General features: G+C 70.0%; 15 protein-coding genes and 1 tRNA gene. 6 read left to right on the top strand and 10 right to left on the bottom strand.

All coding sequences use genetic code 11. The features are described 5' to 3' along the window. Both DQP57_RS24315 and DQP57_RS24310 read right to left on the bottom strand, forming a co-directional pair. On the bottom strand, positions 1 to 1,016 hold a 1,016-nt coding region (locus DQP57_RS24315; protein WP_133259304.1), incomplete at its 3' end, for a PPE family protein. 6 nt (positions 1,017 to 1,022) lie between these two features. Beyond that, entirely contained in the window at positions 1,023 to 1,322 is a 300-nt protein-coding gene (locus tag DQP57_RS24310) for a PE family protein (RefSeq protein ID WP_112635195.1), read from the bottom strand. A 412-nt stretch (positions 1,323 to 1,734) separates the two neighbouring features. On the opposite strand from DQP57_RS24310, the gene DQP57_RS24305 reads away from it, so the two are divergent. Beyond that, the gene (locus tag DQP57_RS24305; RefSeq protein WP_112635193.1) at positions 1,735 to 2,475 is read left to right on the top strand and encodes an SIMPL domain-containing protein; all 741 of its coding nucleotides are present in this window, start codon (positions 1,735 to 1,737) and stop codon (positions 2,473 to 2,475) included. A gap of 39 nt (positions 2,476 to 2,514) precedes the next feature. Here the strand turns inward: DQP57_RS24305 and hpt are convergent, their stop codons facing one another. From hpt to dacB, 4 genes are read right to left on the bottom strand one after another with little or no spacing between them, the layout of a single operon-like run. Next, a complete protein-coding gene (gene hpt / locus DQP57_RS24300; RefSeq protein ID WP_165821893.1) occupies positions 2,515 to 3,126 on the bottom strand; it encodes a hypoxanthine phosphoribosyltransferase in 612 nt (203 codons plus the stop codon). A 50-nt stretch (positions 3,127 to 3,176) separates the two neighbouring features. Beyond that, entirely contained in the window at positions 3,177 to 4,139 is a 963-nt protein-coding gene (gene tilS, locus DQP57_RS24295; RefSeq protein ID WP_112635191.1) for a tRNA lysidine(34) synthetase TilS, read from the bottom strand. Continuing rightward, complete coding sequence (locus DQP57_RS24290) at positions 4,118 to 5,191, bottom strand: zinc-dependent metalloprotease (protein ID WP_112635201.1); 1,074 nt, start codon at positions 5,189 to 5,191, stop codon at positions 4,118 to 4,120. Before DQP57_RS24290 ends, tilS begins: the two co-directional genes overlap by 22 nt. Beyond that, on the bottom strand, positions 5,188 to 6,573 hold the full coding sequence (dacB, locus tag DQP57_RS24285; RefSeq protein ID WP_112635189.1) for a D-alanyl-D-alanine carboxypeptidase/D-alanyl-D-alanine endopeptidase: 1,386 nt from the start codon (positions 6,571 to 6,573) through the stop codon (positions 5,188 to 5,190). The genes DQP57_RS24290 and dacB overlap by 4 nt, the downstream gene beginning before the upstream one ends. Before the next feature lie 154 nt (positions 6,574 to 6,727). Here dacB and DQP57_RS24280 point away from each other — a divergent pair, with 154 nt between their 5' ends. Beyond that, a complete protein-coding gene (locus DQP57_RS24280) occupies positions 6,728 to 7,216 on the top strand; it encodes an inorganic diphosphatase (RefSeq protein WP_066867566.1) in 489 nt (162 codons plus the stop codon). A gap of 16 nt (positions 7,217 to 7,232) precedes the next feature. Here DQP57_RS24280 and DQP57_RS24275 read toward each other — a convergent pair whose 3' ends face one another. After that, entirely contained in the window at positions 7,233 to 8,321 is a 1,089-nt protein-coding gene (locus DQP57_RS24275; RefSeq protein WP_112635187.1) for a DUF475 domain-containing protein, read from the bottom strand. Positions 8,322 to 8,449: 128 nt separating this feature from the next. Here DQP57_RS24275 and DQP57_RS24270 point away from each other — a divergent pair, with 128 nt between their 5' ends. From DQP57_RS24270 to DQP57_RS24260, 3 genes are read left to right on the top strand one after another with little or no spacing between them, the layout of a single operon-like run. Next, positions 8,450 to 9,718: a hypothetical protein gene (locus DQP57_RS24270; RefSeq protein WP_112635185.1), complete on the top strand. Its 1,269-nt coding sequence runs from the start codon at positions 8,450 to 8,452 to the stop codon at positions 9,716 to 9,718. 35 nt (positions 9,719 to 9,753) lie between these two features. After that, a complete protein-coding gene (locus DQP57_RS24265; RefSeq protein WP_112635183.1) occupies positions 9,754 to 10,455 on the top strand; it encodes a glycosyltransferase family 2 protein in 702 nt (233 codons plus the stop codon). Positions 10,456 to 10,468: 13 nt separating this feature from the next. Further along, the gene (locus tag DQP57_RS24260) at positions 10,469 to 10,810 is read left to right on the top strand and encodes a DUF2304 domain-containing protein (protein WP_112635181.1); all 342 of its coding nucleotides are present in this window, start codon (positions 10,469 to 10,471) and stop codon (positions 10,808 to 10,810) included. A gap of 7 nt (positions 10,811 to 10,817) precedes the next feature. Here DQP57_RS24260 and DQP57_RS24255 read toward each other — a convergent pair whose 3' ends face one another. Then, the gene (locus DQP57_RS24255; RefSeq protein WP_112635197.1) at positions 10,818 to 11,762 is read right to left on the bottom strand and encodes an NAD-dependent epimerase/dehydratase family protein; all 945 of its coding nucleotides are present in this window, start codon (positions 11,760 to 11,762) and stop codon (positions 10,818 to 10,820) included. On the opposite strand from DQP57_RS24255, the gene DQP57_RS24250 reads away from it, so the two are divergent. Next, complete coding sequence (locus tag DQP57_RS24250) at positions 11,728 to 13,545, top strand: hypothetical protein (RefSeq protein ID WP_165821892.1); 1,818 nt, start codon at positions 11,728 to 11,730, stop codon at positions 13,543 to 13,545. The genes DQP57_RS24255 and DQP57_RS24250 overlap by 35 nt on opposite strands. A gap of 20 nt (positions 13,546 to 13,565) precedes the next feature. Here the strand turns inward: DQP57_RS24250 and DQP57_RS24245 are convergent. Together DQP57_RS24245 and DQP57_RS24240 are read right to left on the bottom strand one after the other, a co-directional pair. Further along, positions 13,566 to 13,641 (bottom strand) — tRNA-Thr (locus DQP57_RS24245). A 55-nt stretch (positions 13,642 to 13,696) separates the two neighbouring features. Further along, on the bottom strand, positions 13,697 to 14,106 hold a 410-nt coding region (locus tag DQP57_RS24240; RefSeq protein WP_276310857.1), incomplete at its 5' end, for a DNA polymerase III subunit delta' C-terminal domain-containing protein.

Raw genomic sequence — 14,106 nt, 5'->3', positions numbered from 1 at the left:
CCACCGACGGACGCCGCCTTGCCGACGGCGCCGCCGATCGCGCCCAGGCCGCTCAACCCGGCGCCCGAAACGGCGGCGGGCACAGCCGCTTCCGCTGCCTTGGCGACGCCCTCGGCCGCCGACTTCGCGGCCGGCATGAAGCCCTGCGCCAGGCTCTGGATGTCCTTGAACGAGGTGGTGAAGAGCCGCGTCGGAGAGATCAACCGAATGAACGCGTCGAAGGGCGTGCTGGCGTCCAACGTTTGCGACCCCGTCAGGCCCTCCAGCAGATCACCCAGCGGGCCCCCCACCACCAGGCCGTCACCTTCGGGATTGAGGCTGATGCCACCCAGGGACAGCGTGGGATTGGCCGACGACGGGGCGTTGTTGGTCAACCCGCCCAGGGCAGCGAGTGTTTGGGGCACCGCGTCTATGCCCTGCGCACTGTCACTTCCGCTCGCGGCGGCCGCTTGAGCCACCGCCGCGGCCTGCCCGGCGGCCCCGGTGGGATTGGTCGTGGGCACGGCCGGCTCGAACGGCGGCAACGTCGTCGCCACCGCCGACATACCGGCGTATCCATACATCGCGGCGGCGTCTTGGGCCCACATCTCGCCGTACTGGGCTTCGGTGGCGGCGATGTACGGCGTGTTCTGACCGAGGAAGTTCGTCGCCAGCAATGCCGCCAGCAGTGCCCGATTCGCCGCGATCGCGGGCGGCGACACCGTCTCGGCGAACGCCACCTCATAGGCGGCGGCGGCCGCCATGGCCTGAGTGGCAATGTGTTCCGCCTGTGCGGCCGTGCCGGTGAGCCACGCCACCTGCGGCGCGGCCGCGGCGAGCATCGACGCGGCGGCCGCGCCCTGCCATGGTCCGTCGGTGAGGCCCGCAATCACCGCCGCGTAAGCGGATCCGGCGGACTGCAGCCCGGCGGCCAGCGCATCCCAGGCCGTCGCGGCGGCCAGCAGCGGCGCCGAGCCAGGTCCCGAATAGATCAGCGCGGAGTTGATCTCCGGCGGTAATTGCGCGAAGTTCAACATCGCGGCCTAACCGACCGCGGCGGTGTTGGCGGACTCCGTGGCGGCATACGAAGCGGCGCTGATGCCAAGCATCGTCGCCAGCTGCTCACGCACCACCGCGGCCTGCGCGCTGACCTCCTGAAACAGCTGGGCGTGCCGGGAGAACTGGGCGGCGGTCAAAATCGACACCACATCGGCCGCGGCGGAGGCAACTCCCACCGTCGGGCCCGCCCCGGCCGAATTTGCCTCCCGCACTGCGCTATTGATGCTGTGCAACTCACGGGAAACCGCATCCAGCATTTCCGGCTGCGCCATCAAGAATGACATGACTTACCAAACTCCTTCGGAATCAACAGCTCTCGGCACGGGCTGCCGTGCCGAGTCAGACGACTGGACACGTTAAGCCAGTCATGTCCGCAGGTGACAGCCCCGCGGGCGCTAATTCATGGCGGAGTCAGCAGGTGTTCACCGATATCCCGCAATATATGCGTCTTAAATGAAAGATATTGCAAACCAATATGATTGGAGAAATATATGAACTTATATGTCTTTCGGGCCGCGGTTGAGCACCTATGCGTGGCGCGCCGCAACGCCTCTGGGCATCACTCGCGCGTCGGTGCGCGTCGCCTCGAACGTGGGCACGACCTGGTGTCGAGCCGGCGATCTATCCAGGGCAGGCGGGCGCGCGAAGCGCCGGATCGATCACGTCGACGGCGGCACGGGCGCTAGGGTGCCAGGCATGCCGGTCGCACCGAATGCCTCGAGGTTTGTCCGCCGATCGATCGCCGCGGCCGCGGCCGGCTTGACGATCGCGGCAATGTCGGCGTGCGACAAGCACAACGCGGCGCAGCCCGGGGCCAACCCCCGCCAGGTCACGGTGGTGGGCACCGGGCAGGTCCAGGGCGTCCCGGACACCCTGACCGCCGACGTCGGCATCGAATTCAGCGCGCCCGACGTCACCACCGCGATGAACCAGACCAACGACCGTCAACAGGCGGTCATCAACGCACTGACCGGCGCGGGCATCGACCGCAAGGACATCAGCACCACCGAGGTCTCGCTGTCTCCCGAATACAACAACCCGGCGCCCAGCGGCACCGCCGCCATCACCGCCTACCGCGCCACCAACGCCATCGCCGTCAAGATCCACCCGACCGACGCAGCGTCGCGATTGCTGGCCCTCATCGTCGGCACCGGTGGCGACGCCACCCGGATCAAGTCGGTCCGCTATTCCATCGCCGACGATTCGCAGCTGGTGAAGGACGCCCGGTCGCGCGCGTTCAACGACGCGAAGAACCGCGCCGAGCAGTACGCCCAGCTGTCGGGTCTTCGGCTGGGCCGGGTGCTGACCATTTCGGAGGCCACCGGCGCCACCCCGCCACCGGTGGGCGCCCCGCGGGCCATGCCGTCCATGGTTCCGCTGGAGCCCGGCCAGCAGACCGTCAATTTCTCGGTGACCGCGGTGTGGGAGTTGGACTAGCCCGATGGCGGCGACCCGCCGCGCCCGACGGGCGCGGAGCTACTGCTGGTAGACCCTGGGGTCCAGGGTGCCGATGTAGGACAGGTCCCGGTAGCGCTCGTCGTAATCGAGGCCGTAGCCGACGACGAAGTCGTTGGGGATGTCGAAGCCCACGTAGGCGATGTCGACGTGGGCGCCCTGCGCGTCGGGCTTGCGCAGCAGCGTGCACACCCGCAGCGAGCGCGGGTGCCGCGTCTTGAGGTTGCGCAACAGCCAGGACAGGGTGAGACCCGAGTCGACGACGTCCTCGACGATCAGCACGTCGCGGCCCTCGATATCGCGGTCCAGGTCCTTGAGGATCCGCACCACGCCCGAGGAGGACGTCGAGGACCCATACGAGCTGACGGCCATGAATTCGAACTGGGTGGGCAGCGGGATCGCGCGAGCCAGGTCGGTGACAAAGATCACAGCACCCTTGAGCACGGTGATCAGCAGCAGGTCCTGACCGGTCTCGGCCGCGGCATCGCGGTAGCGATCCCCGATCTCCTGGCCGAGTTCGGCGATTCGCGCCTGAATTTGCGCCGACGTCAGCAGGACAGACTTGATATCCCCGGGGTAAAGCTCCGCGGGCTGAGCGGGGGTGATCGCCGAGGAGATCTGGGCCACGCCCACAGAGTGCCACGACGGCGGGCGAATAACCAACGGCAGTCCCGATATTGCGGCTACCGGACCGGCTCGCGCCACAGCGTCAGCACGCCGTCGCGGCGGCCGGCGAACAATCGCTCGTCCGGCGTCGACGACCCGACCGCGACCCCGCCCTGCCCGTGCCAGCCGGTGACCAGGGCGTCGACCCCCCGGATTTGCTTGTCGGTCAGGCCCGTCGCGCCGCCGGCCAAAAGCCACGCCCGGATCACGCGGCGCCGCACGGGGGCGTCCAGCGGTGCCAGCGCCTGCACCCGCAGGCCGGCGTCCGCCCGGGCCCCGGGCAGCGCCCGCGCGGCCAGCGTGTCGATCAGCTCGGAGTCCTCCCGCAGCGCGATGGCGGTGCGGGCCAGCGCCTCGGCCACGCCGCCGCCCAGCACGTCTTCCAGCAGCGGCAGCACCTCGGTGCGCAGCCGGGTCCGGGTGAAGCGGCGGTCGGTGTTGTGCGGATCCTGCCAGGGGTCCAGCCCCAGCTCCCGGCACGCGGCGTGCGTTACTGCCCGCCGCACCGACAGCAGCGGCCGGCACCACGGCGGATCGTAGGGGCGCATCCCGGCGATCGACCGCACCCCGGACCCGCGGCCCAGCCCCAGCAACACCGTCTCGGCCTGGTCGTCGAGCGTGTGGCCGAGCAGCACCGGGCCGCTGTGCTGGGCGCTCAACGCGGCGTAGCGGGCGGCGCGCGCCGCCGCCTCGGGGCCGCCCTGATTGCCCACCTGCACCCGAACCACTTGGGCCGCAACGCATCCCAATGCCAGGGCCTGCTCCCGGGCGGTGCCGGCGACGGTGTCCGAGCCGGGTTGCAGGCCATGGTCGACGACCACCGCCGTGGTGGGCCGCAGCCGGGCGGCCACCGCGGTGAGCGCCAGGGAATCCGGGCCGCCGGACAGCGCCACGCACCACTGGTCGCCGGCGGCGAGGTGGGTCGCGGCGAACGCCTCGACAGCCGCGCGCAGCCGGCCTACAGCACCCTGTCGATCCATCGCTGGGGCTCTTCGATCTCGATGGGCAGCGGCAGCGTCTCGGGACCCGTCCAGATGGCGTTGAACCGGGCCATGCCCACCTGGCCCACCACGTGGTCGACGAAGGCCTTGCCGCGGGTGTACTGGCTGAGCTTGGCGTCGAGCCCCAGCAGCGCGCGCAACAACCGCTGCAGTGGCGGTTGCTTGCGGTGGCGGCGCTCGTCGAACCGGCGGCGGATGGTGGCTACCGACGGCACCGCCATCGGCCCGACCGCATCCATGACGTGGTCGGCGTGGCCCTCCAGCAGGGTGCCCAGCACCAGCAACTGGTCTAGCGCTTGGCGCTGCGGTTCGGACTGCACCGCGCGCACCAGGCCGAGGATCCCCTCCGAGTTGGCGTCGGACTCCGAGGCCCCGCTGCCGCGGCTTCGCGCGTAGTCGGCCAGCCGCCCGATCACCTGCCCCATGTCCTCACCGGCGTCGCGGGTCAACACGCCCAGGGCCTGCGACATGTAGTCGGGTAGCCACGGGTTGGCGGTGAACTGCACGCGATGGGTGACCTCGTGCAGGCACACCCACAGCCGGAAGTCGGACGGGTCGATGCGAAGCTGCCGCTCGACGGCGATGACGTTCGGATACACCAGCAGCAGGCAGCCGGTTTTCGCCCCGTTGTCAGTGGCGAACGGGTCGTATTGACCCAGGATCCCCGAGGACACGAAGGCCAGGACGGCGCCCGTCTGCGCGCCGGTGATGCGTCCGGTGAAAAAGCCGTGCGGCTTCTCGGCGCCGTTCATCATCACCCGCATCGACTCGGTGGCCGCGGCGATCCAGTCGGGGCGGTCGACGATGCGGGCGGCCGGCACCTGGCCCCTGTCAAAGCCGTCGGTGATCAGGCCGGTGACGTCACGCACCAGCGGTTCGGCCTTGACCGACGACCTGGCGAGCTCGTCGATCACCTGGCGGCGGGTGTAATCGCTGGACGGCGGACCGGGCCTGGCCAGCCGCCGACCCACCGTGGCCGCGAACCGCCAGTCGACCGCGGTGCCCAGCGTCAGGTCCGACGCCGGCGTCATGAGCACCCGCAGGACCACAGCCGGGTGGCCAGCGCATCCATCACGTTGCGGCCGTTCGGGCCGGCGTTGTTGGAGATGAACGCGAAGGTCAGCACCCGGCCGCTGCGATCGGTGAGCACTCCCGCCAGCGCGTTGATTCCGGTCAGCGAGCCGGTTTTGGCGCGCAGCCAGCCCGCGGGGCCCTGGGCCGTGGAGGCGTCGGTGAAGCGGTCGGCCAGCGTCCCGCTACCCGCGGCGATCGGGAGCAGATCCAGCAGCGCCCGCAGCGACGGCTGGTCGGGCCCCGCCGCGGCCTGCAGCACGCCGTCGAGCGTCTTGGCGGTCAACCGGTCGTCGACCGAGAGCCCACTGGAATCCAGCAGCGCCACGCCCGCCGTATCGACGTGGGCGGTGGTCAGCCGGTTGGTCACCGCGTCGGCGGCGCCGGCGAAGCTGCGCGGCCGGTTGATCGCGGCCGCCACCTCCCGGGCGATGCTCTCGGCCAGCACGTTGTCGGAGTGGTCCATCATCTCGGACAGCCGCTGCACCAGCGGCGCCGACTGCACCACCGCGAGCTGCCGGGCTCCCGACGGCGCGGTGGCGATCGTCACCGCGTTGGGGTCCAGGCCCAGCGCCTTGGCCAGCTCGCGGCCGGCATCCAGCGCCGGGGTACGGGACCGCCGCGAGTTGACCGTACTGGGCTGGATGCGTCCGGCGTCGATCATGACCGACTCGATCGGCGCGATGTCGCCGTTGTCGACGTCGGCGAGGTCCCAGCCCTGCGCCATCGTCGGCCCGCTGAACGCCGAGGTGTCCACCTGCACCGCCGTCGGCGTGACGCCGCTGCGGCGGATCTGCTCGACGAGGTCGCTGATCCGCGCCGATCCCCGGTACCAGGTGGGGACGCCGGGCGGCGCCGCCGACAGCGCCGGATCGCCCGCCCCGACCAGCACGACGGGGCCCTGGGCGTTTTGGCTGCCGGCCACCACGCGCGTGCTGATCCGGGCCTGGCGGTCCAGCGTCAGCAGCGCCGCGGCCGCCGTGAGCACCTTGTTGGTCGACGCCGGCACCAGCGGCATGTCGCCGGCCACCTGCCACAGCTCCTTGCCGGTGATGGCGTCGGTGACCCGGCCGCCCAGCCGGCCCAGGTTCGGGTCACCCGCGAGGGGCGCCAGCATGGCGGCAACGCCGGGCCCGCTGGGGAGCTCGGCGGTGTCGCTCACCGGGACCATGCCCGGCTTCACCGTCGGTGCGTGCGGGGGCGGGATCGGGGCGTGCGCGCTGTTGGCGCCGTGTCCGGCCGTGGTGAAAAACGTTGCCGCCACCACGACGGCAGCGACGAACGCCAGCACGCCCAACCCGATGAACACTGGGGTGGATTTCTGCCAGCGAGTACGGGCCATGACTCTCCTGACTGTCCGAAGACCCATTCTGCCGAATCGGCGCCGATGCGCTCGACTAGGGTGTAGCAGGGCAAAATTGGCCTGCCCCAACAGACGCCTTCCTTACAGACGCCTTCCCAATAGACGCCTTCCCAATAGACGAGGAGCCGACGCGGTGGAATTCGACGTGACCATCGAGATTCAAAAGGGCCAGCGGAACAAGTACGAGGTCGACCACGAGACCGGCCGGCTACGCCTGGACCGCTACCTCTACACCGCGATGGCCTACCCGACCGACTACGGCTTCATCGAGGACACCCTCGGCGAGGACGGCGACCCGCTGGACGCGATGGTGCTGCTGCCGCAGTCGGTGTTCCCCGGGGTGATCGTGGAGGCGCGTCCGGTGGGAATGTTCCGGATGACCGACGAAAAGGGCGGCGACGACAAGGTGTTGTGTGTGCCGGCCGGCGACCACCGCTGGGACCACATCCAGGACATCGGCGACGTGCCGGAATTCGAGCTGGACGTGATCAAGCATTTCTTCGTGCACTACAAGGACCTGGAGCCGGGCAAGTTTGTCAAGGCCGCGGACTGGGTCGGCCGCGAGGACGCCGAGGCGGAGATCCAGCGCTCGATCGAGCGGTTCAAGGCCCAGGGGCACTGACGCCCGCCGGCGCGCGCTAATCGCGCCGGGCGCGCGCCTCGTGGCGATTGCGCAGGATGCTCCAGCCCAGCGCGGCCGCGATGAACACCACCCCGACCGAGGCGGTGACCGGCTCGGGGACCTCGAACCGCGGCTCGATGGAGGCCAGCATGATCACGGCCAGCGCCCCGATCGCCCAGTGCGCGCCGTGTTCGAGGTACACGTACCGGCCCAGCGTCTCCTGGCGAACCAGGTAGATGGTGATCGACCGGACGAACATCGAGCCCACCAGGCCCAGCCCGAGCGCGATGACGACGGGGTCCGAGGTGATGGCGAAGGCGCCGGTGACGCCGTCGAACGAGAAGGCGGCGTCGAGGACTTCCAGGTAGAGGAACAGGGTCAGGCCGGCCCAACGCGTTGCCGCGGCGGGGGTGCCGGATTCGGGATCGGATTCGGTGTCGGACGGCCGAAACGCCCGGCTCAATCCGTTGACCACCAGGTAGATCACCATGCCCACCAGCCCGGCCGTCAGCACCGTCGCCGCCTCGTCACCCGAGTGCGTCAACCGCGTGCCCACGCCGACCAGGACGAGACCGGTAACCACCAACGACACCTGCCCCAGCCGGCCGATGCGTGCGAACGGGATCTCAATCCACTTGAGCCACTTGATGTCTCGGTCATAGAACAGGAAATCCAGGAACAGCATCAACAGGAAGATGCCGCCGAATGACGCGATCTGCGGGTGCGCCGCGATGACGAGCTTTTCGTAGCTGGGCGAGCCGTCCGGGAACTCCAGCGCGCCGTGCGGCGGCGGATGCAAAGCCAACTCCATCGCCCGCACCGGATCCAGGCCCGCGGTCGCCCACACGATGAGCAGCGGGAACAGCAACCGCATGCCGAACACGGCGACGAGGATCCCCACCGTCAGGAACATCCGCTGCCAGAAGCGGCTCATCCGCTTCAGGATCGACGCGTTGATGATCGCGTTGTCGAACGACAACGACACCTCGAGGACGGCCAGCACCACCAGCAGGTAAAGACCCTTGCCGCCGCCGTAGGCATATCCGAGGCCGAGGGCCGCCGCGGTGACCAACAGCGAAACCCCGAAGGTACGCAATGCGGACATGGATCCTTTCCGGCCGCCGCCCACACTAGCGAACCGGATCGTCGCGGCCGGCGACCGCTGCGGTCCGCATAGAATTTTCACATTGTGGCGAAACATCGGGGCAGTCGGCCGAAAGCGCCGCCGCCCCGATGACCGAGATCAGCGCCTCGCAGGGGCCGGTGGCGCGCGGCAGCATGGCCAGGGTCGGCACCGCCACCGCCGTCACGGCGCTATGCGGTTACGCGGTCATCTATCTGGCCGCTCGTGACCTGGCGCCGAGCGGCTTCTCGATATTCGGCGTGTTCTGGGGGGCGTTCGGGCTGGTCACCGGCGCGGCCAACGGCCTGCTGCAGGAGACCACCCGCGAGGTCCGCTCGACGCCCTATGTCAGCGACCTCGCCGCGCTGCCGGTACCCGGCGAGCCGCGCACCCACCCGATGCGGGTCGCGATGCTGGTCGGGGTGGCCGCGGCCGTCCTGATCGCCGGCAGTTCGCCGTTGTGGGGCGGGCGGGTGTTCGTCGAGGCGCGGCTGCTGTCGGTGGCGCTACTGTCGGTCGGGCTGGCCGGGTTCTGCGTGCACGCCACCCTGCTGGGCATGCTGGCCGGCACCAACCAATGGACGCGCTACGGGGCGCTGATGGTGACCGATGCCGTCATCCGGGTGATGGTGGCTACGGCCACCGTGGCGCTCGGGTGGCGCCTGGTCGGCTTCCTGTGGGCGACGGTCGCGGGCGCGATCGCCTGGCTGATCTTGCTGGTGGCCTCGCCGGCGACCAGGGCCACCGCCCGGCTGCTCACCCCGGGCGGCACCGCGACCTTCCTACGGGGCGCCGCGCATTCGATCACCGCCGCCGGCGCCAGCGCCATCCTGGTGATGGGATTTCCGGTGCTGCTGAAGCTGACCAGCGCCGAACTCGGCGCCCAGGGCGGGGTCATCATCTTGGCCGTGACGCTGACCCGCGCGCCGCTGCTGGTGCCGCTGACGGCCATGCAGGGCAATCTGATTGCGCATTTCGTCGACGAGCGCAGCGACCGGATCCGCGCGCTGCTCGCCCCGGCCGCGATCGTCGGGGCGATCGGCGCGATCGGGGTGCTGGCCGCGGCGGTCGTCGGGCCGTGGCTGCTGCGGGTCGCCTTCGGGCCGCAGTACCACGCCAGCAGCGCGCTGCTGGCGTGGCTGACCGCGGCCGCGGTGGCGATCGCCATGCTGACGCTGACCGGGGCGGCGGCGGTGGCCGCCGCGCTGCACCGGGCCTACTCGCTGGGGTGGGTGAGCGCCACCGTGGCGTCGGGATTGCTGCTGTTGCTGCCGTTGTCCCTGCAGACCCGGACCGTGGTCGGGCTGCTGTGCGGCCCGGTGGTAGGCATCGGCGTCCATCTGGTGGCGCTGTCGCGCGCCGCGCGCTCTACCGGCTGATCTGGCCTGCACCGGCGTGTACCTTGTGGGCTTAGATGGGTACTGAAACGCATTATTCGGTCGTCTGGGTCGTCATTCCCGCCTTCAACGAAGCCGCTGTCATCGGTGAGGTGGTCGCCGATGTGCGCTCGGTATTCGACAACGTCGTCTGCGTGGACGACGGCAGCACCGACGACACCGGTGAGATCGCCCGGCGGGCCGGGGCCCACCTGGTGCGCCACCCGATCAACCTCGGGCAGGGCGCGGCCATCCAGACCGGCGTGGAGTACGCCCGCAAGCAGCCGGGGGCCCAGATCTTCGCCACGTTCGACGCCGACGGCCAGCACCGCGTCAAAGACCTCGCGACCATGGTCGACCGGTTGCGCGCCGGGGACGTCGACGTCGTCATCGGCACCCGGTTCGGCACGCGGCAGGGGACCCGACCGCCGCTGGTGAAACGGATCGTGCTGCAGACCGCGGCGCGGCTGAGCCGGCGGGGCCGCCGGCTTGGCCTGACCGACACCAACAACGGGTTGCGGGTGTTCAACAAGAAGGTCGCCGACGGCCTGGACATCACCATGAGCGGCATGAGCCACGCCAACGAATTCATCATGCTGATCGACGAAAACCATTGGCGCGTCGCCGAAGAGCCGATCGAGGTGCTCTACACCGAGTACTCGAGGTCGAAGGGGCAGCCCCTGCTCAACGGCGTCAACATCATTTTCGACGGGTTCCTGCGCGGGCGGATTCCGAGATGAAAAGGGTTGGAACATGAACTGGATTCAGGTGCTGCTGATCGGCTCGATCGTCGCGCTGCTGGTCTATCTGCTGCGCTCACGGCGCAACGCGCGGTCCCGGGCCTGGGTCAAGGTCGGCTACGTGGTGTTCGTGCTGGGCGGCGTCTACGCGGTGCTGCGTCCCGATGACACCACGGTGGTGGCCCAGTGGTTCGGGGTGCGCCGCGGCACCGACCTGATGCTCTACGCGCTGATCATGGCGTTCTGTTTCACCACGCTCAGCACGTACATGCGGTTCAAGGACTTGGAGCTGCGCTATGCGCGGCTGGCCCGTGCGGTGGCGATGGAATCCGCGCAAGCCCCCGAAACGGGCTAGTCGGCCGCTAACTGGCCTGCGCCCGGCGGAAGTACTCCACCGTGCGGGCCACGCCATCGGCGAGCCCGACCTTGGGCCTCCACCCCAAAACCTCTGCCGCAGAAGCGATGTCGAGGCAGGACCGCTTGAGGTCGCCCAGCCGCGGCGGCGCGAACTCCGGGTCGTCGGACGCCCCGATGGCGGCCGCCACCGCCGAATGCAGTTGGCGGTCCGAGGTTTCGATGCCGGTGCCGACATTGAAGCGCTGCCCGCCGCCTGCGTCGCCGGAAGCCTTGACGAAGGCGTCCACGACGTCGTCGACGAAGACGTAGTCGCGGGTGTTGCTGCCGTCGCCGAAAACCTTGGTGGGCTTACCCGACAGCAGCGCCTGGGCGAAGATCGCCACCACGCCGGCTTCACCGTGCGGGTCCTGGCGCGGGCCATAGACATTCGCCGGGGCGATATGCGAGCAGTCCAGGCCGTAGAGGTGGCGGAAGGTGTTCAGGTAGATCTCGCCCGCCACCTTGCCCGCCGCATACGGCGAGGCGGGATCGGTCGGCACGCTCTCGGGCGTGGGGTAGCGCGGCGGGGTGCCGTAGATGGATCCGCCCGAGGAGGTGTGCACGACCTTGCGGACCTGCGCCCGGCGTGCCGCCTCGGCCAGGCGCACCGTGCCGATCACGTTGACCGAGGCGTCGAACTGCGGATCGGCGACCGAGTGCCGCACGTCGATCTGCGCCGCCAGGTGAAACACCACCTCCGGGCGGTGCTCGCCGAGGATGGCCTCCAGGTCTGCGGTCACGATGTCGGCCTCGACGAAGACGTTTGCCGGGTTGTCGGCCAGATGCTCGAGGTTGGTCGCGCGGCCGGAGGCGAAGTTGTCCAGCCCCACCACCGCGTGACCGTCGGCTAACAGACGGTCGACTAGCGTCGAGCCGATGAATCCGGCTGCCCCGGTAACCAGTGCACGCACCGGCCCACCATACATAGCGGTCGTGGCGGTCGCGCTCATCGCGGTGCAGCTGGCCGTGCGCGCGGTGCTGGCCTTCGGCGGCTACTTCTACTGGGACGACCTGATCCTGATCGGCAAGGCCGGCACCCACAACCTGCTGGCGCCGTCCTATCTGTTCGACGACCACGACGGGCACGTCATGCCCGGCGCATTTCTGCTCGCGGGCACCATCATCCGGCTCGCACCACTGGACTGGACCTGGCCGGCGGTCAGCCTGCTGGCGCTGCAACTGCTGGCGTCGCTCGCGTTGTTGCGCGCCTTGCACGTCGTTCTGGGCTGGCGGCCCGTGCTGCTGATCCCGTTGACGTTCGCGTTGTTCACCCCCTTGGCCGTGCCCGGGTTCGCGTGGTGGGCGGCCGCGCTGAACTCGCTGCCGATGCTGGCCGCGCTGGCCTGGGTGTGCGGCGACGCCGTGCTACTGGTGCGCACCGGCAAACAGCGCTACGCGGTGAGTGGGGTGCTGGTCTACCTCGGCGGGCTGCTGTTCTTCGAGAAGGCCGCGGTGATCCCGTTCGTCGCGTTCGCGGTGGCCGCGCTGCTCGGCCACGTGACGGGCGATCGCAGCCTGCGAGCGGCGCTGGCGACGGCGTGGCGGGCCGGCTCACGATTGTGGATCGCCGCGCTGGCGCTCACCGCCGCCTGGATCGCGGTGTACCTGGCGGTGGTCAACCAGCAGCGGTGGAGTTCCGACCTGTCGATGACGGGCCGGCTGCTGGCGCGCTCCGTCACGCACGGCATCGTGCCGGGGCTGGCGGGCGGGCCGTGGCATTGGGACCGGTGGGCGCCGGCCTCACCCTGGGCCACGCCGCCCACGTCGGTGATGGCGCTGGGGTGGCTGGTGCTGGCCGGGACGCTGGCGGTGTCGCTGGTGCGCAAGGACCGCATCGGGCCGGTGTGGGTGGTCGCCGTCGGCTACGCCGTGGCCTGCCAGGTGCCGATCTATTTGATGCGCTCGTCGAAGCAGACCGCGCTCGAGCTCGCGCAGACGCTGCGCTACCTGCCGGATCTGGTCGTGGTGCTGGCGCTGCTGGCCGCGGTGGCGTTGAGCGCCCCCAACCGGCGGTCCGGGCAGCGCTGGCTCGACGCCTCGCCGCAACGCACCGCGGTGGCCACCGGGCTGGCGGTGCTGTTCGTGGCCAGCAGCCTGTACTCGACGGCCACGTTCTTGACCAGCTGGCGCGACAACCCGGCTCAGCCCTATCTGCGCAACGCCCGGGCTTCGCTGGCCGCGGCCCGCGCCGCCTCCGACACGCCGCTGCTGGATCAGGAGGTCGACCCGTTCGTGTTGCAGCGGGTGGCCGCGCCGGAGAATCTGGCCAGCCACCTGTTCGCTCTGCTGCCGGACAGGCCCGAATTCGCTTCCGCGACAACACAATTACGCATGTTCGACAGCTCGGGTCGGCTGATCAAGGCCCGGGTGACCTGGGTTCGCACCATCGCGCCCGGGCCGATGCCGCGGTGCGGCTACTTCGCCCAGCCCGACAAGCCGGCGCGGCTGATCCTCGACGGCCCGCTGCTGCCCGCCGACTGGACCGTCGAACTGAACTACCTGGCCAACAGCGACGGCTCGATGACGTTGTCGATGACGCAAGGCCCCGAGGTCAAGGTGCCGGTGCATCCCGGGCTCAACCGGGTCTTCGCGCGGTTGCCGGGCGCCGGCGACGCGATCACGGTGCGGGCCAACACCGCCGCGCTGGCGTTGTGCATCGCGTCGGGCCCGGTGGGGTTCGTCGCGCCGGCCTGAACGCGCGCCGGCCGAAAAGATGGAGCCGCCTGGGGGAATCGAACCCCCGACCTATTCATTACGAGTGAATCGCTCTACCGACTGAGCTAAGGCGGCTGGTGCCTCACGCTGGGCGGCACGAGTCTACGGCAGTCGGGCGGGCACCACGAAATCAATCGCGCAGTTGCTGGCCGATGGTGGCGACCATGGCGTCGACGGCGAACTTGGGCTTGACGTTGATCGCCAGCGCCTCGCGGCACTCCAGCACCGCCTCGATGCAGCGCAGCAGCCGCGCGGGTGTGGCGTGGGCGGCCAGCGCGGCGACCTTCTCGGCCATATCGGGATGGTTGGCCCGGATGTCGCCCGCGCTGGACGAGGCCAGCAGCGCGTCCCGGAAGTAGGTCGCCAGGTCGATCAGCGCGCGGTCCAGCGCGTCGCGCGAGGCCCGGGTTTGACGCGACTTCTGCCGTCGCTCAAGGTCCTTGATCGCCCCGGCCGCGCCGCGCATCGCGCCCGCGGTGCCCTTGCCGGTGCCGCCGGCGCCCAGCGCCGTGCGCAGCTCTTCGGTCTCGGCCTCGGCGC

The organism is Mycobacterium colombiense, assembly GCF_003284935.1.
Classification (GTDB): domain Bacteria; phylum Actinomycetota; class Actinomycetes; order Mycobacteriales; family Mycobacteriaceae; genus Mycobacterium; species Mycobacterium arosiense_A.
This window is presented reverse-complemented; position numbering and strand designations above follow the sequence as displayed.